At 74.4% G+C, this 21560-nt stretch carries 18 protein-coding genes; 11 read left to right on the top strand and 7 right to left on the bottom strand.

Features of this window, described 5'->3' with window-relative positions; translation table 11 throughout:
• Positions 1–6: 6 nt before the first annotated feature.
• Together lanL and MTP10_RS05490 are read right to left on the bottom strand one after the other, a co-directional pair.
• Positions 7–2589: a class IV lanthionine synthetase LanL gene (lanL, locus tag MTP10_RS05495; RefSeq protein WP_310707889.1), complete on the bottom strand. Its 2583-nt coding sequence runs from the start codon at positions 2587–2589 to the stop codon at positions 7–9.
• Positions 2590–2732: 143 nt separating this feature from the next.
• The gene (locus MTP10_RS05490; RefSeq protein WP_310707888.1) at positions 2733–2903 is read right to left on the bottom strand and encodes a hypothetical protein; all 171 of its coding nucleotides are present in this window, start codon (positions 2901–2903) and stop codon (positions 2733–2735) included.
• A 293-nt stretch (positions 2904–3196) separates the two neighbouring features.
• On the opposite strand from MTP10_RS05490, the gene MTP10_RS05485 reads away from it, so the two are divergent.
• Both MTP10_RS05485 and MTP10_RS05480 read left to right on the top strand, forming a co-directional pair.
• On the top strand, positions 3197–5089 hold the full coding sequence (locus MTP10_RS05485) for an ABC transporter ATP-binding protein (protein ID WP_310707887.1): 1893 nt from the start codon (positions 3197–3199) through the stop codon (positions 5087–5089).
• Positions 5086–5994, top strand: coding sequence for a MauE/DoxX family redox-associated membrane protein (locus MTP10_RS05480; RefSeq protein ID WP_310707886.1), 909 nt, complete (start codon positions 5086–5088; stop codon positions 5992–5994). Before MTP10_RS05485 ends, MTP10_RS05480 begins: the two co-directional genes overlap by 4 nt.
• Before the next feature lie 12 nt (positions 5995–6006).
• Here the strand turns inward: MTP10_RS05480 and MTP10_RS05475 are convergent, their stop codons facing one another.
• From MTP10_RS05475 to MTP10_RS05465, 3 genes are all read right to left on the bottom strand, one after another.
• A complete protein-coding gene (locus tag MTP10_RS05475) occupies positions 6007–7563 on the bottom strand; it encodes a phospholipase D-like domain-containing protein (RefSeq protein ID WP_310707885.1) in 1557 nt (518 codons plus the stop codon).
• A gap of 10 nt (positions 7564–7573) precedes the next feature.
• A complete protein-coding gene (locus MTP10_RS05470; RefSeq protein ID WP_310707884.1) occupies positions 7574–9904 on the bottom strand; it encodes a xanthine dehydrogenase family protein molybdopterin-binding subunit in 2331 nt (776 codons plus the stop codon).
• A gap of 127 nt (positions 9905–10031) precedes the next feature.
• A complete protein-coding gene (locus tag MTP10_RS05465; RefSeq protein WP_310707883.1) occupies positions 10032–10430 on the bottom strand; it encodes a DUF1992 domain-containing protein in 399 nt (132 codons plus the stop codon).
• A gap of 112 nt (positions 10431–10542) precedes the next feature.
• Here MTP10_RS05465 and MTP10_RS05460 point away from each other — a divergent pair, with 112 nt between their 5' ends.
• From MTP10_RS05460 to MTP10_RS05430, 7 genes are all read left to right on the top strand, one after another.
• The gene (locus tag MTP10_RS05460) at positions 10543–11142 is read left to right on the top strand and encodes a sulfite oxidase-like oxidoreductase (protein ID WP_310707882.1); all 600 of its coding nucleotides are present in this window, start codon (positions 10543–10545) and stop codon (positions 11140–11142) included.
• Between the two features lie 23 nt (positions 11143–11165).
• Positions 11166–11882: a ferredoxin reductase gene (locus MTP10_RS05455; RefSeq protein WP_310707881.1), complete on the top strand. Its 717-nt coding sequence runs from the start codon at positions 11166–11168 to the stop codon at positions 11880–11882.
• Between the two features lie 57 nt (positions 11883–11939).
• On the top strand, positions 11940–12206 hold the full coding sequence (locus tag MTP10_RS05450) for a DUF6510 family protein (RefSeq protein ID WP_310707880.1): 267 nt from the start codon (positions 11940–11942) through the stop codon (positions 12204–12206).
• A gap of 149 nt (positions 12207–12355) precedes the next feature.
• Positions 12356–13765, top strand: a complete 1410-nt coding sequence (locus MTP10_RS05445; RefSeq protein ID WP_310707879.1) for an LCP family protein — start codon at positions 12356–12358, stop codon at positions 13763–13765.
• Between the two features lie 63 nt (positions 13766–13828).
• The gene (locus MTP10_RS05440; RefSeq protein WP_310707878.1) at positions 13829–15106 is read left to right on the top strand and encodes an FAD-dependent monooxygenase; all 1278 of its coding nucleotides are present in this window, start codon (positions 13829–13831) and stop codon (positions 15104–15106) included.
• Positions 15107–15144: 38 nt separating this feature from the next.
• The gene (locus MTP10_RS05435; protein WP_310707877.1) at positions 15145–17979 is read left to right on the top strand and encodes a LuxR C-terminal-related transcriptional regulator; all 2835 of its coding nucleotides are present in this window, start codon (positions 15145–15147) and stop codon (positions 17977–17979) included.
• Positions 17980–18032: 53 nt separating this feature from the next.
• The gene (locus MTP10_RS05430; protein ID WP_310707876.1) at positions 18033–18938 is read left to right on the top strand and encodes an alpha/beta fold hydrolase; all 906 of its coding nucleotides are present in this window, start codon (positions 18033–18035) and stop codon (positions 18936–18938) included.
• A gap of 37 nt (positions 18939–18975) precedes the next feature.
• Here the strand turns inward: MTP10_RS05430 and MTP10_RS05425 are convergent, their stop codons facing one another.
• Entirely contained in the window at positions 18976–19581 is a 606-nt protein-coding gene (locus MTP10_RS05425; protein WP_310707875.1) for a TetR family transcriptional regulator, read from the bottom strand.
• Positions 19582–19645: 64 nt separating this feature from the next.
• Between MTP10_RS05425 and MTP10_RS05420 the strand changes: the two genes are divergently transcribed.
• On the top strand, positions 19646–20929 hold the full coding sequence (locus MTP10_RS05420; RefSeq protein WP_310707874.1) for a cytochrome P450: 1284 nt from the start codon (positions 19646–19648) through the stop codon (positions 20927–20929).
• A 30-nt stretch (positions 20930–20959) separates the two neighbouring features.
• Here MTP10_RS05420 and MTP10_RS05415 read toward each other — a convergent pair whose 3' ends face one another.
• A complete protein-coding gene (locus MTP10_RS05415; protein ID WP_310707873.1) occupies positions 20960–21130 on the bottom strand; it encodes a DUF3073 domain-containing protein in 171 nt (56 codons plus the stop codon).
• Positions 21131–21216: 86 nt separating this feature from the next.
• On the opposite strand from MTP10_RS05415, the gene MTP10_RS05410 reads away from it, so the two are divergent.
• Entirely contained in the window at positions 21217–21549 is a 333-nt protein-coding gene (locus tag MTP10_RS05410; RefSeq protein WP_310707872.1) for a metalloregulator ArsR/SmtB family transcription factor, read from the top strand.
• The last annotated feature ends 11 nt before the right edge of the window (positions 21550–21560 follow it).

The raw sequence follows: 21560 nt of genomic DNA, 5'->3' as shown, positions 1-21560 counted from the left end.
GGGCCCCTACCCGGGCAGGCGCCAGGCGGCCGTCCACAGGCGCGTGCCCGAGCGGCGGTCCAGCCGGCGCAGGAACGACAGCACCCCGGCGGTCCCCGTGGCCCAGGTGTACCCGGCCTTGTCCAGGTCGTTGCCCGGGAACACCGGCCGCTCCGGCTCTCCTCCGGCGCGCACCAGCATGAGCTCGGCGATCTGCTCCGCCCCGCGCCAGTGGCGGTCGTCGCCCGTGACCAGGGCCAGGTCGATCAGCGCCTCGCCCATGCCGGCCAGGCCGCAGCACTGCGAGACCACCCACGCCTGCGGGGCGACCGTCAGCCCGGCCAGCGCGCCGCGTTCGGCCAGCGCCAGGTAGCCGTCGTCGCCGTACGCCGCCGCGGCGTGCGCCAGCGCGCTCGCGATGCCCGACACGCCCTGGCACCAGGACGCGCCCATCGGCCGCGCCTCCGGCCCCGCCAGCTCGGCCAGCATGGCCTCGGCCCGTACGGCCAGGCCCGCGAACCGCTCCCTGGCCGCCTCGCCGGCCGCCGGGTCGCCGGTGGCCTCGTGGTAGGAGAGCAGGAAGTCCGCGCAGCCGGCCTCGCCGTGGGCGAACGCGGCGTCCACGGCCACCCCCGACCCGGGCGGCGGCGGCACGTCCTCCTCGGGCGCGGTGACCTCCCCGGCGAGCAGGCGCCTGGCGCACTCCGCGGCGACCTTCAGATGCCGGGGGTCGTCGCCGATCGCGGCCAGCGCCAGGTGGCCGGCTCCGATGCCGGCGACGCCGTGCGCCTGGTCGGCGCGCTGGGGGCCGTCGAGCGTGACCGGCTCGGGCACGGCCAGCTCCGGCACGGCGGGCAGCCGGGCGGCGGGCAGGAACAGCGCCGGCCCGGTGCGGCCGAAGTACAGGGACGGGGGGAGCGCGGCGGGCGGCATGACGCGGGCCGTCCGGCGGGCCGGGTCGGCGGCGACGGCCTTGGCCTCGGGGTGGTGCAGCAGCTCCATGCCGACGCCGGCGCAGCCGCCGTAGACGTTCGTGACCGGCGGGCTCGCCCGGCGCGCGGCCCCGGGGGCGGCCATGAGGCGCTCGGCGAAGGCGACGCACTCGCGGGTCGTGTGGTCGAGGACGCTCGCCAGCAGGTCTCCGGTCAGCCTCGGCGGCACGGGCCGCGTCCGGGCGGGGAACGCGGACGCCCCGCCCAGGCCCGACCTCAGCGCCGCGGCGGCCTCGGTGCGCTCCTCCGGGTCCAGGCTGAGCAGCGACGGCAGCAGGCCGCGCACGCCCCCTGGAGCGCCGGGGGACATCCGCGCGAGGCACATCAGCGTGCGCTCCAGGTTGCGGACCGGGTCGGGGTCGATCATGACGGGGTTCATGCCGGTGGTGGCGAAGAACAGGGTGGCGCCGAGCGAGAAGTAGTCGTCGGCGGGCCCGGACTCCCGGTCGGTGTGCTGGTCGGGCACGCTGTAGCCGCGGCTCCAGCCCGGGAGCTGGAGGCCGTCGTACCGGCTGTTGCCGAAGTCGATGAGCGTGCAGCGGCCGTCCTCGCCCAGCACGACGTTCTTGGGCGACAGGTCCCGGACCACCACCCCGCGCGCGTGCACGGCGTCCAGCACCTCCAGCAGGCGCGCGGCCAGCGCGCCGAGGTCGCGGTCCCATGGCCCGGCCCCGGCGGGCCGGTCGGTGAACAGGCCGTTCTCGGCCACGAACCGGTTGAGGTCGCGGCTGCCCGCGTCGGTCATGACGAGGAACTCGTCGTCGCCGTGGCGGAAGTGGTCGATCGGCTCGGGCACGCCGGGCACGCCCTTGAGTGCCTGGAGGACGCGCAGCTCGTTGCGCAGGTACATCCGCAGGTCCCAGCCCTGGGTGTTCTCGCCGACGTACGCGCGGGCCTCCTTGACCACGACGGGCCGGCCGGCCGCGTCGGTGGCCCGGTAGACGTTGCCCCGGGGGCCGCGCACGACGCCGGAGGTCACGCGGTATCGCCCGCCGATCAGCCTGCCTCCGGAGCCGGCCTCCGCGGCGGACGAGCCGGAACCGGCCTCGCCGGCGGGTGAGGGGTCGCCGGGCCGGAACGGGTCGGTGGTCCACGGCGGGCAGGAGTACTCCGGGCCCGCCGCCCCCGGCAGCCGCTCCCCGTCCGGCCCGACCACCACCAGCTCGAAGTCCCCGTTGTCGTCCACGCGGTACTGCGGGGCGAAGGGCGCGTACCGGTAGTAGACCGGCGCGTCGCTGCGGATCCGCCGGTCGCTGACGATGCGCGGCGCGGCCATCCCGGCGAGCGCGCTCGCGAGGGCGTGCCCGATCTCCACCACCGCGTTCTGCGCCGGGTAGACCGTCATGGCCTTGCCCACGGCGCCGGGGTCGAGGTCGCCCGAGTTGAGCTCCATGAGCGTGTGCGCCGAGCGGGCCACCTTGAAGGCGCACCCGGCGGCGGCGAGGACGGGCAGGGCCCGGTCGAGGGTGTCGGCGAGGGTTCCGGGACGTGCCGAGACGTGGAGCTTCCAGCCTTGGACCGGGGTTTCCGCCTCAGGGTCGTGAACGCTGATCCACGTGTCGTCCTCGTAGATTTCCCTACCATACGAATCGGCAAATCGGGTAAGGCGGTCGCGCACATTTACGTCCATCGTGACCCTTCGATCGCGGAGCGCTTATGCCGATGAAAGAAAAGGCCACCGGAACTGCGCCGATGGCCTTTCCACAGCGCTTTGCACGGCCACGCGTCCCCGCGTGGCCGCGAGCGGGTTACCGGATGGAGCTACACGATGGACGGGCAGCAGGGGAAGCTGCTGCAGACCGTGCGCTTGCAGGTGTTGACGCAGGCCTGGGGGCCGTGGAGCAGCTTGCCCAGCTCACCTTCGAAGTCGACCATGAGGTCTTCGAACTCGATGACGCCTGCGTCGCGGGGCTCAAGGGCCAGCACGGACATGGGGGCTCCTTCCTTGGCCGTCGATGGACGGCCGCTGTAGGGATCTGAGCCTCGGGATGACGCTGGTAAGCGCCTTTTCCCGTGCCCTGTGCGCCGTCGAGAATCGCGTTCACGACCAAGGCGACGCACAAACGGTCGCATTATGGGCAGATATCCGGACGCATGTCCAGAGGCATCGCGGATTGCCAAAAAGGCATTTACTTCGTCCTTTACACTGCCGCGATGGTCACTTAGATTGACTCCGTGATTCGGGGAACTCCGCCGTGCCGGCTGTCACGAGAGGGCCTCCCCGCGTGAGGCTGTGGCGCAGGCGGGGGCCCGACGTCCCGGACGACAGGTCCGGGCTGGTGGTCGCCTACTGGGAGAGCCACGACGAGCACCTCCTGACCACGACGCTCGGCACCATCGCCCGCCGCCTCCCCTCGCTCGTCGCCGCCGCGCTGCGGCTGGCCTGGCAGGCGAGCCGCCGAGACACGGCGGTGGCCGTGGCGGGCAGCCTCGCGGCCGGCGTGTTCACGGTCTTCGGCCTGGTGGCGACCTCCGACGTGCTCGCCTCCCTGTTCGCCGCCGGGCCCACCCCCGAGCGGGTGCGGGCCGCGCTGCCCTCACTGGTGCTCGTCGCCGCCGCGGCCGGGCTGCGCGGCGCGCTGCTGACGGGCGCGGGCTGGGCGCAGGCCCGGCTGAAGCCGCTGGTCGAACGGCTCGCGGAGACCAGGCTGTTCGAGCTGACCACCCGCGTCGACCTCACCGCGTTCGACGACCACGACTTCCACAACGGGATGCGGCGCGCCCGCGACAGCGGCGTGCCCGACAGCGCGACCGTGGTCGAGACGGCCATCGCCGTGCTCACCGCCGCCGTCGGCGTGCTGGCCTCCGCCGCCGCGCTCGGCCTGCTGCACCCGGTTCTCATGCCGCTGCTGCTGGTCACGGCCGTGCCCGCCGGCTGGGCGGCCGTACGCGCCGCCCGCCTCGGCTACCAGGGGTTCTACCGGCTCTCCGCCGCGCGGCGGCGCAAGTTCATGCTGTCCGACCTGATGGCCGAGCGGTTACCCGCCGCCGAGGTGCGGGCCTACGGGCTGCGCGACTTCCTGCTCGGCCAGTACGCCAAGGTGGCGGACCTGGAGCAGGAGGTGCAGCTCGACGTGGCCCGCCGGCGCACCGCCGCCAAGGCGGCCGGCGACCTGCTGACCGGGGTCGCCACGGCCGGCGTGTACGCGGCCCTCGGCGGGCTGCTCGCGGCCGGGATCGTCCCGCTGGCAGTGGCCGGGGCGGCCGTGCTCGCCGTCAGGACCGGCCAGGGCTCGCTGACGGGCCTGGTCCAGGCCATGAACCGGCTGTACGAGGCCGGCCTGTACTTCGGCGACTACCTGGCCTTCCGCGAGCTGGCCGAGGATCGCGTCGCCCGCACGGACGGCGCACTCCCGCCCGCGCCGTTCCGCCGGCTGACCGCCGACGACGTGACCTTCACCTACCCGGGAGCCGACCGCCCCGCGCTGTCGGGCGTCAGCGTGACCGTGAACCGCGGCGAGGTCGTCGCCCTCGTCGGCGAGAACGGCTCGGGCAAGACCACGCTGGCCAAGCTCCTGGCCGGGCTCTACCGGCCGGACCAGGGCGCGATCCGCTGGGACGGCGCCGACCTCGGCACGCTCGACGCCGACACGCTGCGCCGGCACGTCTCCGTGATCGCCCAGGACCACACGCGCTGGCCGCTCACCGTCCGGGAGAACATCGTCATGGGTGAGCCCGTGGACGAGCACCGGCTGGCCGCCGCCGCGGAGGCGTCGGGCGCGCACGAGGTGGTGGCCGCGCTGCCGGACGGGTACGACGCCCTGCTCGACCGCCGCTTCCGCGGGGGGCACGACCTGTCGGGCGGGCAGTGGCAGCGCATCGCCGTGGCGCGCGGCTTCTACCGCGACGCGGCGCTGGTCATCTTCGACGAGCCCACCTCGGCGCTGGACGCGCGGGCCGAGCACGCCCTGTTCGAGCGGATCAGGAAGCACGCCGACGGCCGTACGATCGTGCTCATCACCCACCGGCTGGCCAGCGTCCGCTACGCCGACCGGGTCTACGTGCTCGATCACGGGCGCGTGGCCGAGCACGGCACACACGAGGAGCTGATGGCGCGCGACGGGCTCTACGCCGACCTCTACGAGTTGCAGGCGTCCGCCTACCAGGGGGTGCCGTGATCGTCCTCGCGTCCGCGTACCTGGCGGTGGCGGCGGTGCTGCTGGGGGCGGCCCTCGGCAAGGTCCGCGACGTGCGCGGGTTCGCGGCGGCCATCGACGGCTACCGGGTGCTGCCCGCTCCGTTGGCCCTGCCCGCGGCGGTGACCGTGCTGGCCGTCGAGGTGGCGGCCGCGGGGCTGCTGCTGGCGCCGGGCCTGCGCCGGCTGGGGGCCGTGGTCGCGGCGCTGCTGTTCGCGGTGTTCCTCGCGGCGATGGGCTCGGTGCTGCGGCGCGGCCTGCGGGTCGGCTGCGGCTGCTTCGGCGGCCGCGACCTGGTCGGGCCCGGGACGATGGTGCGGACGGGGGTGCTCCTGGCGCTGGCGCTCATGGCGGTCGCGGCGGGGCCGTCGCCGTTCGCTCCGGCTCAGGTGGCGGTGGCCGCCGCGCTGCTCGGGCTCGCGTTCGTGCTCCCGATCCTGCTGCCCGGTGCCGGACGTCACGGCTCGTCCGGCGGGCGTACCGATACGTCCGGTCGTACCTACACCACGGGACGCACCGAGCACGGGCCGCGGCCCGGCACGCCGTTCGCGCTGGAAGGGGCGCCGGAGCGGGCCTCGGACCGGGTCCTGTACGCGCTGGTCTCGCCCGGGTGCGGGCTGTGCACCACGATGCTCCCCCACTTCGTGGCCATGGCCGCCCGGATGGAGGTCGTCCTGGTCACCGCGGCGCCCAAGGACGGGGCCGACGGGCTGGACGGGCTGCCCCGGGTGGTGGACCCGGACGTGTACGAGCGCAACGACATCCCGTGGCCGCCGTACGCGGTCGTCACGGACCGCCACGGCGTCGTCCTCGCCGCCGGAGGCACCTCCGAGCCGGCGCAGCTCCAGGCCGTCCTGGACAGTGCCGCGTCCGCCCGTCCCGCCTGACGGACGAGGCGGTCAGAAGCGGCGGGAGCGGCGCATGTCCGAGGGACGGCCGTCCGGGTCGACCGCGACCCGGTACAGCGGCATGGCCAGCAGCTTGCGCACCCGCCCCAGCTCCGGAGCCGGGTGCGGCCGCAGGCGGCCGGGCGGACGCGGGCCCCGGCGCCCGTCCCGGTGCCAGGCGTCCAGGCGCCGCGCCGACTCCGCCAGCGCCTCGAAGGCCGCCTTCGGGTCGCACAGGTCGTCCACGTCGTCCGGGTCGCGGTCCAGGTGCTCGGCGGCCAGCGTGAGCCGCAGCTCCCGGGCGAACCGGCGGCCACCGGCGGGCGGGCGGGGGTCGGGCTCCTCGTCCACGACCGCGCAGCTCAGCTCCGAGTCGTACGTCCACGACCGCAGGTTGACGTTGTCGGACCCGACCGACGCCCACACGTCGTCCACCACGCAGACCTTGGCGTGGACGTAGACCGGGGTGCCCGCGTGGTTCTCCAGGTCGTACACCGCGACCCGGTCGCCGCCCGCCTGCTTCAGCCGGCGCAGCGCCTCGCTGCGGCCGATGAGGCTGGCCGGGCCGGCCAGCCAGCCGTCCTGGTCGGGATGGCGCGGCACCACGATGATCATGCGGAGTTCTTCCTCGCGCTCCAGCGCCTCCGCGAACGGCTCGATCACCTCGGTGGACCACAGGTACTGGTCCTCCAGGTACACGAGCGAGCGGGCCCTGCGCAGGACCTTCTGGTAGGCGCGGGCCACGCTCCGCTCGCCGCGCGGGGCGAACGGGTACGGGCGGCGCCGGTAGGGGTAGGTGCGCAGCAGCTGCACGGCGTGCGTCCCCGCCGGTCCGGGAGCCGGGCCCGGCGGCGGCAGCGCGGGCACGTCGTCCATCCGCTCCAGATGGTCGCGCAGCCTCCTGAACGGCTGCCGCGTCTCCGGGGCCGGGTCCTCCCACCGCTCGCGGAACACGGTCTCCACCTCCGCGACCGCCGGCCCGTGGATCGCCACCTGCACGTCGTGCCACGGCGGGCTGTCGCCGTACACGTCGGGCATGGGCGCGGCCTGCGGGTCGCCGTGGTGGGCGGCGTCGTCGCGGCGGCTGTGGCACAGGTCGACGCCGCCGACGAACGTCACATCGTGGTCAGGGTCGTCGCGTCGCCGGATGACGACGAACTTCTGGTGGTGCGCGCCGCCGGGCCGTACCCGGGTGTCGAGCACGGCCTGGCCGCCGGCCGCCTCGATCTTCTCGCCGAGGTGCCGGTTCTCCTCGGCGCTGAAGCGCAGCGCGTCCAGGTGCGAGCGCCAGATCAGCCCGTTGACCAGCGCTCCCCTGGCGGCCGCCCCCGACAGCGCCTCGGAGATCTGCGGTCCGCCGTCGGCGAGCCGCTCGTCGGGGTCGCCGCGCCAGTCGGCGAACAGCACCAGATCGTGCGCCCGCACGCTGTCCAGGCACGTCTTGAGCTCGGCGAAGTAGGTCGCCCCGTGGATGAGGGGGCGCACCAGGTTGCCCGTCGTCCAGGCGCCCAGCCGGGTGGCCGGGTTGTCGCGTTCGTCCTGGGTGAGGAACCAGTCCGCGAAGTCCATTCGGCTACGGCTACCCGGTGGGCGTGCGGGCATGCGTCAGCAGCCTCCACAACCGCTCGGGCGTCAGCGGCGTGACCGTGATCTCGCCGGCGACCTCCGGCAGGGCGGCGGCGACCGCGTTGCCGATGGCGGCGGGCGGCCCGATGGTGCCGGCCTCGCCGACGCCCTTCATGCCCCCGGGCGTGATGGGCGAGGGCGTCACCAGCGTCGCCAGCTCGATCGCGGGCACCTCCCTGGTCGTGGGCAGCAGGTAGTCGATGACCGGCTGGCCGTCGGCGGTGTGGACGACCTCCTCGGTCAGGGCCATGCCGATGCCCTGCGCGATGCCGCCGCTGAGCTGGCCCTCGACGATCGCCGGGTTCACCAGCACACCGGCGTCGTTGACCGCCCAGTAGCCCTCCACCTCGACCGCCCCGGTCTCCGGGTCCACGGCGACGGCCGCGGCGTGGGCGCCGTAGGCGTAGGTGTAGGCGGCCGGGTCGTAGACGGCCCGCTCCTCCAGGCCGGGCGACGCGCCCTCGGGCAGGTCCCAGCCGCGCCACGCCGACGTGGCGACCTCCCGCAGCGTCAGCGAGGCGCGCGGGTCGCCCTTCACCCGTACGGCCCCGTCGGTGATCTCCAGGTCCTCCGGCGCGGCCTCCAGCCGGTGCGCGGCGATGGTCAGGATCTTGTCGCGCAGCCGGGCCGCGGCCTGGACCAGCGCTCCCCCGCCGACGGCGAGCGCCCGGCTGGCGATGGAGCCGATCGGCGAGTAGGGCGTCGCCGCGGTGTCGCCCAGCACCACCCGGACCCGGCCGGGATCGACGCCCATCCGGTCGGCGGCGAGCTGGGCCAGCGTCGTCTCGATGCCCTGCCCGATCGCGGCCAGGCCGGAGGCGACGACGACCGAGGCGTCCGGCTCCATGCGCAGCACCGCGATCTCGTACCCGCCGACCTGCTGCCCCGCGGCCTTCATGTCCTGCGACGGCCCCAGCCCGGTCGCCTCCACGTGGCACGAGAACCCGACGCCCCGCCGGCGCCCGTCGCCGCCGGGGAACACCCTGACCATGTCCCTGAGCGTGCGCAGGGCGCGCGGGTAGTCGCCCGAGTCGTACGGCTGCCAGATCCGCGTCACGCACGGCAGCTCCTCCGGCCCCAGCAGGTTGCGCAGCCGCAGCTCCACCGGGTCGAGCCCGAGCCGCCGCGCCGCCTCGTCGATCAGCCGCTCCCGCGTGTACGTCGCCTCCGGCTGGCCGAAGCCCCGGTACGAGCCGGTCGGCGTGGTCGTCGTGACGACGCCGCGCAGCCGTACCCCTGCCCGGTCGAAGCGGTACGGGCCGGGCAGCATGATGGCGGTCACCGCGAACGGCGAGATGCCGACGTTCGACGGGTGCGCCCCGAGGTCGCCGACGACGTCGGCGTGCAGCGCCACGAACCGGCCGTCGGCGTCCAGCGCCAGCCGCGCCCGGTGGACGGCGGCCCGGGCGGGCAGGGTGGCGACCAGCCGGTCGCCGGGCGACTCCGTCCAGCGCACGGGCCGGCCGCCCAGACGCATCGCGGCCAGGCAGACCAGCGTCTCGTCGGGGTAGATGTGCTCCTTGCCGCCGAACCCGCCGCCGGTGTCGCCGCTGACGACGCGCACCCGGTCGTGGGTGAGCCCGAGCGCGTCGGCGGCGTGGTCGCGCACGTGGTGCGGCGCCTGCGTCGAGATGCGGATGGTCAGCTCCCCGTCGATGAACGTGGCGACGAGCGCGCGCGGCTCCATCGGGTACGGCGACGCCCTGCCGTACCGGAAGGCCAGCTCCACCACGTGCTCGGCGCCGGCGATGGCCTCCTCGCAGTCCGCGTCGCCGAGGACCGAGTCGGTGAGCACGTTGGAGCCCCAGTCGGGGTGGAGGAGAGGGGCGTCCGGCTCCATCGCCCGCTCCACGCCGACGACCGGGGGCAGCTCGTGCAGGTCGAGGTCCAGCAGCGCGGCGGCGTCGGCGGCGGCCTCGGGCGTCTCGGCGACGACCACGGCGAGCGGCTGGCCCACGTACCGGATGGTCTCCTCCAGGACCGGGTAGGAGGTGTCGCGCTGCCCGGCGGCGAGCGTCACGCACGGCAGCCGCACGTCGACGGCGTCGGCGGGCGTGATGACGTCGAGCACGCCCTCGACCGTCCACGCGGCCTTGGCGTCGCACCCGGTCAGCCGCCCGTGCGCGACGGGGCTGCGCACGACGACGGCGTGGGCCGTCCCGGGCAGCCGCACGTTGCCGGCGTACCTGGCCCGGCCGGTCAGCAGCCGGGCGTCCTCCCGGCGCGGCGCCCGCGCGCCCACGTGCCCGCCCGTGCCCCCATCAGTAACGGCACCATCGCTCATGGCCTGATTGTGAGCGCCGTCCCCCGGCGGGTCCATACACAACGCGCACAGCGGGAGGCGCGTTCGGTCGGAGGCGCGTTCGGTGGGAGACGCGTTCGGTGGGACGCGCGTTCGGTGAGACGCGCGTTCAGTGGGAGGCGCGCCACTCCGCGACGACGCGCTCCACGTCGAACGGCAGCAGGTTGAGCGGCGGGCCGGACAGGCCGGTGCGGATGGCCTCGCGGATCCTCGCGTTGATCTCCTCGACGATCTGCCGCGCCTCGCGCTCGGAGCGGGCGGCGCGCGCCTCGGCCAGCGCCTCCTCGGCGTCCTTGCGCAGGGCGAGCGTCGGCGGCAGCGGCATGGACAGGCCCTCGCTGCGCAGCTTCTGCTTGATCCACCACATGTCGTCGTGCGGCTTGTCGAGGTCGGACAGCGGCTTGCCCTTGCCCGGCAGGTCGTCGAACTCGCCCCGCTCCTCCGCCTCGCGGATCTGCCGGTCGATCCACGACTCGAAGTTCACTCCGTACGGCTTGCGGTCGCTCAAGATGCGGCTCCCCGGATGACGACGGCCCCTCCTGCCAGGCTACGTGCCCCATGGGGATCATGGAATGGTGCCGTGATGGAATGGCGGGACAGGTGTCGCTGAAGGAGGCCCCGTGGCCATCGTCTCGCGCGGCTTTCGCGGCCGCCCCAGAGAGGGCGGCGACCGGCTGCCGCCCGGCCAGTACCTCGTCGAGGACTTCCCCGTGCTGTCGGCCGGGCCGACGCCGCGGGTGCCGCTCGACCGGTGGGAGTTCACCATCGACACCGAGGCCGGCGAGACCCACCGCTGGTCGTGGCAGGAGCTCATGGCGCTGCCCGGCGAGCGGCCGACCGTCGACATCCACTGCGTCACCAAGTGGACCAAGCTCGGCACCCAGTGGGAGGGCGTCTCGCTCGACGTGCTCTTCGAGAACGTGGAGAGCGCCGCCGAGTACGCGCTGGTCCACTCGTACGGCGGCTACACCACCAACCTGCCGGTCGAGGACCTGCTCGACGGCAAGGCGTGGATCGTCCACACCTTCGACGGCGAGGAGCTGGCGCCCGTCCACGGCGGTCCGGCCCGGCTGCTGGTGCCTCACCTGTACTTCTGGAAGTCGGCCAAGTGGGTGCGCGGCATCCGGCTGGTGAACGAGGACTGGCCCGGCTTCTGGGAGACGGCCGGCTACCACAACTACGGTGACCCGTGGCGCGAGCAGCGCTACGAGGGCGACTAGTGGGGCGGCCGGCGACCCGCCGCGTGAGCTGGCGGCCCGCCCGGCTGACCGAGGTCCGCGACGAGACGCCCAGCGCCCGCACGCTGCGCTTCGAGGTGCCCGGGTGGTCCGGCCACCTCGCGGGCCAGCACGTGGACGTGCGGCTGACGGCCGACGACGGTTACAGCACACAGCGCAGCTACTCCCTGGCCGCGCCCTCCGACGGTGGGACGGTCGAGCTGACCGTCGAGAGCGTGCCCGGCGGGGAGGTCTCGCCGTACCTGACCGAGATCATGGAGATCGGCGACGAGGTTGAGCTGCGCGGGCCGGTCGGCGGGTGGTTCGTGTGGCGGCCGGAGAGCGCCGCGCCGGTGCTGCTGGTCGCCGGCGGGTCCGGCATCGTGCCGCTGATGGCGATGCTCCGCGAGCGCCGCCGTGTGGGCAGCCGCGTGCCGTTCCGGCTGCTGTACTCGCTGCGCGGGCCCGGCAGCCGCTACTACGCCGAGGAGCTGCGCCGGCCCGAGCCCGGCGTCGACGTGACCTTCCTGTACACGCGCTCCACGCCCGTCCCCTGGCCCCGGCCGGCCGGGCGCGTCATGCTGGACGACCTCGCCGAGGGCGGCTGGCCCTCCTCCTTCGAGCCCGACTGCTACGTGTGCGGCCCGACGGGGTTCGTGGAGGCCGCCGCCGACCTGCTGCTCGCGCTCGGCCACGCCCCCGAGCGCATCCGCACCGAACGCTTCGGCCCCACCGGGGGCTGACCGGACACCAGACACCTCGGCCTCACACCAGGCTGACCGGACCATCAGGGGACAGGCATGACCGCTGAACACCTCGACGGGAACGCGCTGGCCGGCCCGCTAGCCGAGCTGTTCGCCGTGGACGTCACCGCGGCGACCGGCCGGTGCGCGAGCTGCGGCCTGGCGGGGCCGATCGCCGCGCTGCACGTGTACGGCCCCGAGCCGGGACTGGTGGGCCGCTGCCCGGGGTGCGAGGAGGTCGTGCTGCGGGTGGTGCGCGGCCCCGGCAGCGCCTGGCTGGACCTGCGCGGCGCCCTGTCGCTCCGGGTGCCGCTGCCGGACTGACCATCAAGTCCGGCCAACCGGATATTTCGCCATCCTTACGTCCCCCATACGCGAGATAAGTACACTCGGCGTGGTTCAACCGGCCGAACATCTGCGCCACCAGGCTCTGGCCACGGGCGGTCCCCCTCGGCCCCGTCTTTGGGAGTCATGTGAGCAGCGGGCTTGTCGACGCGCCGCCGTCCCCCCCGACCGGCACGTCCCGGCGCGGCCGGCGACGCTGGACGCGGTGGGTCCTGGTGGTCGCCGTCACGGTCGTCCTCCTGATCGCGGGCGGCGCGGTCGCCGTGTACGCCCGGCTGACCGGCAACGTCAAGCACACCGACGTGAGCTCCGAGGACCTCGGCCCGACCCGCCCGCCCAAGGTCGCGGGCACGGCGCTCAACGTGCTGATCGTCGGCTCCGACCAGCGCAACGGCAAGAACGCCAAGTACGGCCGCGTGGCCGGCGAGCGCACCGACACCATCATGCTCGCCCACCTGTCGTCCGACCGGAACAACGCGATGGTCGTCAGCTTCCCCCGCGACTCGCTGGTCCAGCTCCCCGCCTGCCGCGCCAAGGGCGGCCTGCCCGGCCAGCAGGCCCACCTCGGCATGATCAACGAGTCGTTCAACTCCGGCGGCATCGCCTGCACGTGGCGGACCGTCGAGTCGCTCACCGGCATCCACATCGACCACTTCGTCAAGGTGGACTTCACGGGGTTCAAGGGCATGGTGGACGCCATCGGGGGCGTCGAGGTGTGCCTGCCCCAGGCCGTGAACGACAAGAAGGCCCTGCTCCACCTGCCCGCCGGCCGCCAGAGCCTCAACGGCGAGCAGGCGCTCGGCTACGTGCGCGCCCGCTACAGCCTCGGCGACGGCTCCGACATCGGCCGGATCCAGCGGCAGCAGATGTTCATCGCCTCGATGGTCAAGAAGGTGATGAGCGGCCAGACCCTGACCGACCCGGCCAAGCTGCTCGGGTTCCTCGACGCGGGCACCAAGGCCGTCACCACCGACCCCGGCCTCACCCCGTCCGTGATGAAGGATCTGGCGACCAACCTTCAGGGGCTGAACGCCGGGAAGATCCGCTTCATCACCACGCCCTGGCACTACTCGCTGACCCAGCCCGGCCGGGTCGAATGGGTGCAGCCGCAGGCCGCCAGGCTGTTCCAGATCGTGGCCAAGGACCGCAGCCCGGAGGGCGTCAAGGGCGGCCAGACCAAGGTGGCCCGCTCCAAGGTCCAGATCGAGCTGCGCAACGGCACGTACCGCGGCGGCCTCGGCACCCAGGTCGCCGCCGCCCTCGAACAGCGCGGCTACCACATCACCAAGGTCGGCGACACGGCCCGCAAGCCGTACCCGAAGACCTCGGTCTTCTACTCGCCGAGCGGCGAGACCAGTGTCCCCACACTGAGCAAGGACCTGCCGGCCGTGACGCCGCGCTCCGTGCCCAAGGCCAGGACGAGCCGGCTGATCCTCGTCATCGGCGACGACTGGAAGGGTCTGAAGCCGCTGCCGCCGGACGACACGGAGGCGATCGCGGGCTTCGACGCCACCCACGACACCTGCGCCGCCACCTGACCCGTCCGGCCGGGGTGCAACCGAGCGCCTCATGGCCGCCGAAGGCGGGGGCAGGAGGTGGCCATGACCACAGACCATGGCGGTGGGCGGCCCCGGGCCGGCGAGGCGTACGACACCGGCTGTGTCGTCGTCGGAGGCGGGCCGGGGGGCGTGGTGCTCGCGTACCTGCTGGCGCGCGGCGGGGCGCGGGTGACGCTGCTGGAGTCGCACGGCGACTTCAACCGCCGCTTCCGCGGCGACTCGATCGCGCCCGCGGTTCTCGACTACCTGCACACGCTCGGGCTGGCCGACGAGATGCTGGAGACGCTGCCCCACACCGTGGCCGGGGAGTTCGTCTGGCGGGCCGGGGGCCGCGCCTACGTCCTGGCCGACTACCGCCGCGCCAGCCGCCGCTACCCCTACTACGCCCTCATCCCCCAGGCCCGGTTCCTCCCGTTCATGGCGGAGAAGGCCGCCGCCTATCCCGGGTTCGAGCTGCGGATGGGGGCCCGTGTCGGCCGGCTCCTGCGCGACGGGGACGGCGGCCGGGTGAACGGGGTCGCGTACACGGAGGGCGGCGTCACGCGCGAGCTGCGGGCCCGCGTGGTGGTGGCCGCCGACGGCCGCAACTCGAAGCTGCGCGGCCTCGGCGGCTTCACGGCGACCGAGCTGGGCGCCGGCCTCGACGTGCTGTGGTACGCGGTGCCGAGGACGCCGGAGGACCCGCCCCTGTCGGGCCTGCAACTGGTCACCGCCCCCGGCGCCCTGCTGGCCGTGCTGAACCAGGACACGAGCTGGCAGCTCGGATACCTGATCGCCGCGGGCGGCCACGGCCGCGTCCGGGAGAGGGGCGTCGGGGCCGTCGTGGAGGCGTTCACGCGGGAGCTGCCGTGGCTGCGCGACCGGCTCTTCTCGCTGACCGACGTCAACCAGCTCACGCTGCTCCCGGTGCGGATCACCACGGTCGACACCTGGTACCGCCCGGGGCTGCTGCTCATCGGCGACGCCGCCCACGTGATCTCCCCGGTCGGGGGGAACGGCATCAACCTCGCCATCGCCGACGCCGCGGCCACCGCCAACGCACTCCTGCCCTGCCTGCTCGACCCCGCCTCGCCGGCCGCCGCGCTGGACGCGGCCTGCCGCGAGGTGGAGGCCGTCCGCCGCCCGCCGACGGACAGGGAGCAGCGGAGTCAGCGGCGCGCCGAGCGCGCGGCGGCGGCCCGGCTGGCCAAGGGGACGACCGCGCCGCCGTTCGTCTTCCGGCTGTTCGACCGGGTGCCGGCGCTGGCCACCCTGAACGGGCGGCAGAACGCCTCGCTCATCCGCGTGCCGTCGCCCCGGTCCGAGATCCTGCGGGCGTGACTCAGAGTCCGACATATCGCCGTATACAGTCCTTTCTCATGCTGTACGGCAGAGTCTCGGAGACCACCGCGATCACCGGCCTCCTCGCCTCGGCCGCCGCCGGGGAGGGCGGGGCCCTGGTGCTGCGCGGCGAGGCCGGGGTCGGCAAGTCCGCCCTCCTGTCCCTGGCCGCCTCGCTGGGAGAAGCCTCCTCGGGAGACGGCGCCATGCGGGTGCTGCGGGCCGGTGGGGTGGAGCCGGAGGCGGACCTCGCGTTCGCCGCGCTGCACCAGCTCCTGCGGCCCGTGACCGGCCTGCTGGACGCGCTCCCCGGGCCGCAGCGCGACGCGGTCGCCGGGGCGCTCGGTCTGGCCGCGCCCAGCTCGGACCGGTTCCTGGTGTCGGCCGGGGTGCTGTCGCTGCTGGCCGAGGCGGCCGTACCGGACGGGCTGCTGTGCCTGGTGGACGACGTGCAGTGGCTCGACCGGGCGTCGGCGGACGCGTTGCTGTTCGCGGCCCGGCGACTGCGCACCGAGGGCGTGGCGATGCTGCTGGCCGTACGGGGTGACATGCCCGTGAAAGGGGTGCCGGAGCTGCGAGTGGGCGGGCTCGACGCGGCCAGCGCGGGCGACCTGCTCGGGTCGCGGGTGGCCGTGACGCTCGGGTCCGGCGCCGAGGTGGCACCGGTCGTACGGGATCGGCTGGTGGCGCTGTCGGGCGGCAACCCGCTCGTGCTGAGGGAGACGGCGGCGCGGCTGACGGCGGGGCAGCTCGCGGGACGCGCGCCGCTCCCGGACCCGCTGCCGGGAGGCGAGCAGCTCTTCGGCGACCAGGTGGCGGGGCTGGGCGAGGCGGCCCGCCTGGTGCTGCTGGCCGCCTCGCTGGAGAGCGATCTCGACGTCGTCCTGCGCGCCTCGTTCCGTCTGAACGGCACCCTCCCGGACCCCGGGAACGACCCCGGGAACGGGCCCGGGAACGGGCCCGGGAACGGGCCCGGGGACGGGCCCGGGAACGGGCCCGGGGACGGGCCCGGGAACGGATTGGTGGAGGCGGAGGCGGCCGGTCTGGTGGCGGTGGAGGGCACGCGGGTGCGGTTCCGGCATCCGCTGGTCCGGTCGGCGGTCCACGCGTGGGCCGGCTCGGCGCGGCTGCGGCAGGCGCACGCGGTCCTCGCGGGGCTGGTCGAGGGTGACAGGCGAGCGTGGCACCTGGCCGCCGTCGCCCTGGCGCCGGACGAGGAGGTGGCCGCCGCCCTGGCCGCGTCGGCCGGGCGGGCACGGGCGCGCGGCGGGTACGGCGACGCGGCCACCGCCCTGGCCCGGTCCGCCGAGCTCACCCCCGACCCCGGCCGCCGCGCCGAGCGCCTGGTGGAGGCCGCCACGGCCGCCTGGCTCGCCGGCCGCCCGGGACAGGCCGAGACCCACCTGGCGGAGGCCCGCGAACTCGCCGAAACCCTGCCCGGTCATCCCACGGACCCCGGCGGCACCCCGTACGACGAGACCGGGCGCCCCGCATCCCAGGGCGGGCTGCGGACGGTGGCGGGGCTGGTCGGGGAGATCGCGCGGTTGCGGGGCCGGTTCGAGCTGAACGGGGGCGACGCGGCCGAGGCCGTGCGCATCCTGGGCGCCGGCGACTCGCTGGAGGCGCTGGCCGACGCGTCCGAGGCGGCGAGCTACGTGGGCGACGTGGACGCCATCGTGGAGCTGGGGCGCCGGGCACGGGCCCACCCCAGGGGCTTCCTGCGCGACACCGTGGCGGGCATCGGCGCCATGCTCGACCCCGGCGGCGGCGACGGCAAGGAGCTGCTGCGGGCGGCGCTGGCCCGTACCGGGGAGCTGCGGGAGGCCGCCGAGTTCCTGTGGGCGTGCGCGGCGGCCAGCTACCTCGGCGAGGCGGACGTGTCGGCCGAGCTGGCCGGCCGGGCGGGCGCCGTGGCCAGGATGTCGGGCATCGCGGGGCAGCTCCCGGTCGTGCTGGAGTTCGTCTCGACGGCCGAGCGCATCAGGGGCCGGCTGGCGGAGAGCGCCGCCATCGCCGAGGAGGGCCTGGCCCTGGCCCAGGAGGCCGGCTACACGAACTCGGTCGGCGCCCACCTGGCGAACCTCGCCGTCGTGGCCGCCCTGCGCGGCGAGGAGGAGACCTGCCGGCGGTACGCCGCCGAGGCGCTGGCCATCGCGATCCCGCACCGGGTCGGCCTGCGGGCGGCCGTCGCCTCGTACGCGCTGGCCATGCTGGATCTCGGGCTCGGCAGGTTCGAGGCCGCGCACGCCCGGTTCGTGTCGATCACCACGGCGGGGCCGGGCGCGGGGCACCCGACCGTGGTGTGGCGCTCGACCCCGGACCGGGTGGAGGCGGCCGTGGCGGCGGGCGATCCGGACGCGGCGCGCGAGGCGGTCGAGGGGCTGGAGCGGTGGGCGGCCGGCGCGACGACCCCCGAGTCCAGGGCGCTGCTCGCCCGGTGCCGCGCCCTGGCCGGGGGCGGCGACGAGCTGTTCGAGGAGGCGCTGCGGCTGCACGGGGAGCCGTTCGAGGGGGCGCGCACGGCCCTGCTGTACGGCGAGCGGCTGCGCCGGACCCAACGGCCCGGACAGGCGCGGGCGCACCTGCGGGCGGCGAGGGAGACGTTCCAGCGGCTGGGCGCCGAGCCGTGGGCGCGGCGGGCGCACGGCGAGCTGCGGGCGGCGGGCGAGACGGCGGCCCGGCCGCAGAGCGACGCGCTCGCGGCGCTCACGCCGCAGGAGCTGCGCATCGCGCGGCTGGTGGCGGCCGGCGCGTCCAGCAAGGAGGTGGCCGCCCAGCTCTTCCTCAGCCCGCGCACCGTCGAGTACCACCTGTACAAGGTGTATCCGAAGCTCGGCATCACCTCACGTACTGAGCTGGCCCGGCTGCTGTGAAGCCCAGTAGTCCTACGGAAGGCGTACGGGCCCCGGCCCGGCAGAGTTGCGGCATGCAAACGAACCTGATCGACATCGACGGCGTCCAGCTCCACACCGAGGAGTTCGGCGACCCGGCACACACGCCGATCCTGCTCATCATGGGCTCGATGACGCAGGGGGTCCTGTGGCCCGACGCGTTCGTGGGCCGGCTCGCGGCCGGCGGCCGGCGGGTGATCCGCTACGACCACCGCGACACGGGCCGCTCGTCCACCTTCGACTTCGCCGAGCACCCGTACACGTGGGAGGACGTCACCGACGACGTGCTGCGGGTCATGGACGCGTACGGCCTGGACAGCGCGCACCTCGTCGGCCATTCGGCGGGCGGCCTGCTCGGCCAGCTCATCGCCGTCCGGCACCCGGAGCGGGTCAGGACGCTCACCGTGATCGGCTCCTCCCCGCTCGGCGGGCACGAGGGCGAGGTGATCATGCGGGCGCTCATGGGCGAGCCGCAGCCGGAGGGCAGCCTGCCGCCGCCCAGGCCCGAGTTCGTCGATCACTACCGGAAGGTGATCGCGAGCCCGCCGCCCGAGGGCCGGCGCGAGCGGATCGACGCGATGATCGAGGAGGCGCGGGTGCTGCACGGCACCGCGCTGCCGTTCGACGAGGACGCCGAGCGGCGGCTCCAGGAGCGCGTCCACGAGCGGGCGCGCGACCTCGCCGCCGCCGCGAACCACCGGCTGGCCTTCGCCGCCAAGCCCGACTTCGAGCCGGAGGGCGTGCTGCACCAGGTGAAGGCGCCGACGCTGGTCGTCGAGGGCACGCACGAGCCGGCCAAGCCGGGGCACGGCGCGATCATCGCGGAGCGGATCCCCGGGGCGCGGCTGCTCATGGTCGAGGGCATGGGGCACACCCTCCCGCCCGAGACGCACGACGAACTGGCCGGCGCCATCCTCGCCCACACCGCCACCCGGACATGACCCCGGCGCGGCTCGGCCCGCACCACGGCAGGTCGCCTCAGCTCGCGAACGCGGACAGGGCGGCGAGCGCGTCCACGACCTGGCGGGCGTCGGGCGTGCTCTCCGGGTCGAGCAGCCACTGGAGCATGAGGCCGTCGGAGACCGCGATGAGCACGGACACCAGCACCTCCGGCGGGACCGGCGACCCGGCGGGCGTGGCGGCGCCCGCCGCGCCCGCCCGCCGCAGCATGTCCACGCCCGCCTGGCGGGCCCGCGCGTAGGCCCCCGCCAGCTTCTCCCGCAGCGCGCCCTCCCGTAGCGCCGCCGGGTACCCCTCCACGCACACCACGAGCTGGGGCCGCAGCTCCTCGAACACGTCGACCAGGGCGACCATGGCGCGCTCCAGCACCTCGCGCGGCGTGCCCGCCTCGGCGCCGAAGATCGCCTCCTCGACCCGGTCGGTCCACTGCTCGAAGCAGCCGATGATGGCCTCGTTGAGCAGCGCGTCCTTGCCGCCGAAGTGGTAGCCGATGGACGCGAGGTTGGTGCCGGACGCCGCGACCAGGTCGCGGGCGGTCGTGCGGGCGTAGCCCTTGTCGCGCAGGCAGCTCACCGCGGCGGCCAGCAGTCGTTCCCGGTATCCGCCGGCCCCTGTTCGTGACACGGGATCCATGCTACTGATGTATACGAGCGTCTATGACGTACGTATATGTACATGGAGGTGCGACATGATCCCACCCGGACCCCGGCTCCCGGCCGCCGCCCAGACCGCCTGGTTCATGGCCGACCCCGTGGGGTTCTTCGAGAGCTGCCATCGCCGCCACGGCCCGGTCTTCACCGCGCGCTACCTCGGCTTCCCGCCCGAGGTGTACGTCGCCACCGGGGAGCTGGCCGAGCAGGTCTACCGGACCGACCTCGGCGGCGGGCGGGCCGGCGAGGCCCGGCGTGACTTCCTCGAACCCCTGGTCGGCGCCCACTCGGTGCTCACACTGGACGGCGACCCCTGGTGGTCCCACCGTAAGCTGCTGACCCCGCCGCTGCGCGCCAGGCAGGTGGCGGGCTACCACGACGAGATCACCGAGATCGCCGCCGAGCGCATCGCCGCCTGGCCGCTCGGCCGGCCGTTCACGCTGCGCGGGCGCATGCAGGAGATCACGCTGGAGGTGATCCTGCGGCTGGTCTTCGGCATCCGCGACGCCGCGCGCCTGGACCGGCTGCGGCGGCTGCTGCCCGAGCTGCTGCACGTGAGCAGCTCGATGACGGTCGCGATGGCGCCGCCCCGGCTGCGGCCCGCCATGGGGCGCGTGCCGTTCCTCCCGTACGGGCGGTTCCTCCGGCTGCGGGCCGCCGTCGACGCGATCCTGTACGACGAGATCGCCCGCCGGCGCGCCGAACCCGGCGGCACCGACGTGCTCGGCCGCCTCCTGGAGACGGAGCTGGGCGACGCGGAGATCCGCGACGAGCTGATCACCATGCTGCTCGCCGGGCACGAGACGACGGCCACCGGCCTCGCCTGGGCCTTCGAGCGCCTGCTGCGCCTGCCCGCGGTGCTGGAGCGCCTGCCGGACGACGAGGAGTACCTCGACGCGGTCGTCAAGGAGGTCCTGCGCGTGCGGCCGGTGGTGTACGAGGCGCCGAGGGTGCTCGACGCCCCGCTACGACTGGGCGGCTACGAGGTGCCCGCCGGATGGTACGCCGGACCCGGCATCCCGCTCGTGCACCACGACCCGGCGGCCTGGGACGAGCCCGAGGAGTTCAGACCCGAGCGTTTCCTCGGCGGACACCAGCACACGCGGTCGTGGATGCCGTTCGGCGGCGGCAGGAGGTTCTGCGTCGGGGCGCAGCTCGCCCTGCTGGAGATGCGCGTCGTCATCCGCGAGGTGCTGCGCCGCCTGGACCTGTCGGTGACCGATCCGGCCCCGGAGGCCAGGCGGCTCAAGAACGTCACGCTCGCGCCGGCCAGGCACGCCCGCGTCACCGCGCGGGCCCGTGCCCGTGCGCACACCTCGTGACCCGCCGCGACTGAGCAGCCCGGACCCGCCTCAACGGGCGGGCTCGGACTCCTGCTCGGACGACGTCACCGGATGCAAGTCGTCACGCCTCGAGTCGACGCCGAGCTCCTCGCGCAGCCGGTCGTAGTCGATGGTGTGGCTGGTGTACTTCAGCTGGCGAGCGACCTTTGTCTGCTTCGCCTTGGCTCTTCCTCGGCCCATGGCAACTCCCTAGTCCCCGCTGTCATCCTAGCCAACAACGTTACGACTTGAAGAATTATGCAAGTGAACTGGATTAGTCTGTCACTATGCACGTGGAGGTCTACCAGGCCAAGGCCGACTTCTTCCGCACTCTCGGCCACCCCGCTCGCGTCCGAGTGCTGGAGCTGCTGCAGGAAGGACCGCTCCCCGTAAGGGATCTCCTGGCCCAGATCGACATCGAGGCGTCGAGCCTGTCCCAGCAGCTCGCGGTGCTGCGCAGGGCCGGGATCGTGAGCGCCATCCGCGAGGGCAGCACGGTCGTCTACACACTCGCGACCCCCGAGCTGTCCCAGCTCCTCGACACCGCCCGGCGCATCCTCACCGACATGCTCGCCGACCAGGGTGAGCTGCTGGCGGAGCTGCGAGCCGAGGTCACCTGACGAGCTCACCT

The organism is Nonomuraea sp. 3-1Str (assembly GCF_031570565.1).
In the GTDB taxonomy this organism is placed as follows: Bacteria; Actinomycetota; Actinomycetes; order Streptosporangiales; family Streptosporangiaceae; genus Nonomuraea.
This window is presented reverse-complemented; position numbering and strand designations above follow the sequence as displayed.

Excerpts from the sequence above, each read along its gene's own strand:
- MTP10_RS05450 (WP_310707880.1), top strand. The coding sequence starts at position 11,940 with ATGACCGCTGAACACCTCGACGGGAACGCGCTGGCCGGCCCGCTAGCC.
- MTP10_RS05440 (WP_310707878.1), top strand. The coding sequence starts at position 13,829 with ATGACCACAGACCATGGCGGTGGGCGGCCCCGGGCCGGCGAGGCGTAC.
- MTP10_RS05420 (WP_310707874.1), top strand. The coding sequence starts at position 19,646 with ATGATCCCACCCGGACCCCGGCTCCCGGCCGCCGCCCAGACCGCCTGG.
- MTP10_RS05475 (WP_310707885.1), bottom strand. The coding sequence starts at position 7,563 with ATGGACTTCGCGGACTGGTTCCTCACCCAGGACGAACGCGACAACCCG.
- MTP10_RS05470 (WP_310707884.1), bottom strand. The coding sequence starts at position 9,904 with ATGAGCGATGGTGCCGTTACTGATGGGGGCACGGGCGGGCACGTGGGC.
- MTP10_RS05410 (WP_310707872.1), top strand. The coding sequence starts at position 21,217 with ATGCACGTGGAGGTCTACCAGGCCAAGGCCGACTTCTTCCGCACTCTC.
- MTP10_RS05415 (WP_310707873.1), bottom strand. The coding sequence starts at position 21,130 with ATGGGCCGAGGAAGAGCCAAGGCGAAGCAGACAAAGGTCGCTCGCCAG.
- MTP10_RS05430 (WP_310707876.1), top strand. The coding sequence starts at position 18,033 with ATGCAAACGAACCTGATCGACATCGACGGCGTCCAGCTCCACACCGAG.
- MTP10_RS05490 (WP_310707888.1), bottom strand. The coding sequence starts at position 2,903 with ATGTCCGTGCTGGCCCTTGAGCCCCGCGACGCAGGCGTCATCGAGTTC.
- MTP10_RS05435 (WP_310707877.1), top strand. The coding sequence starts at position 15,145 with ATGCTGTACGGCAGAGTCTCGGAGACCACCGCGATCACCGGCCTCCTC.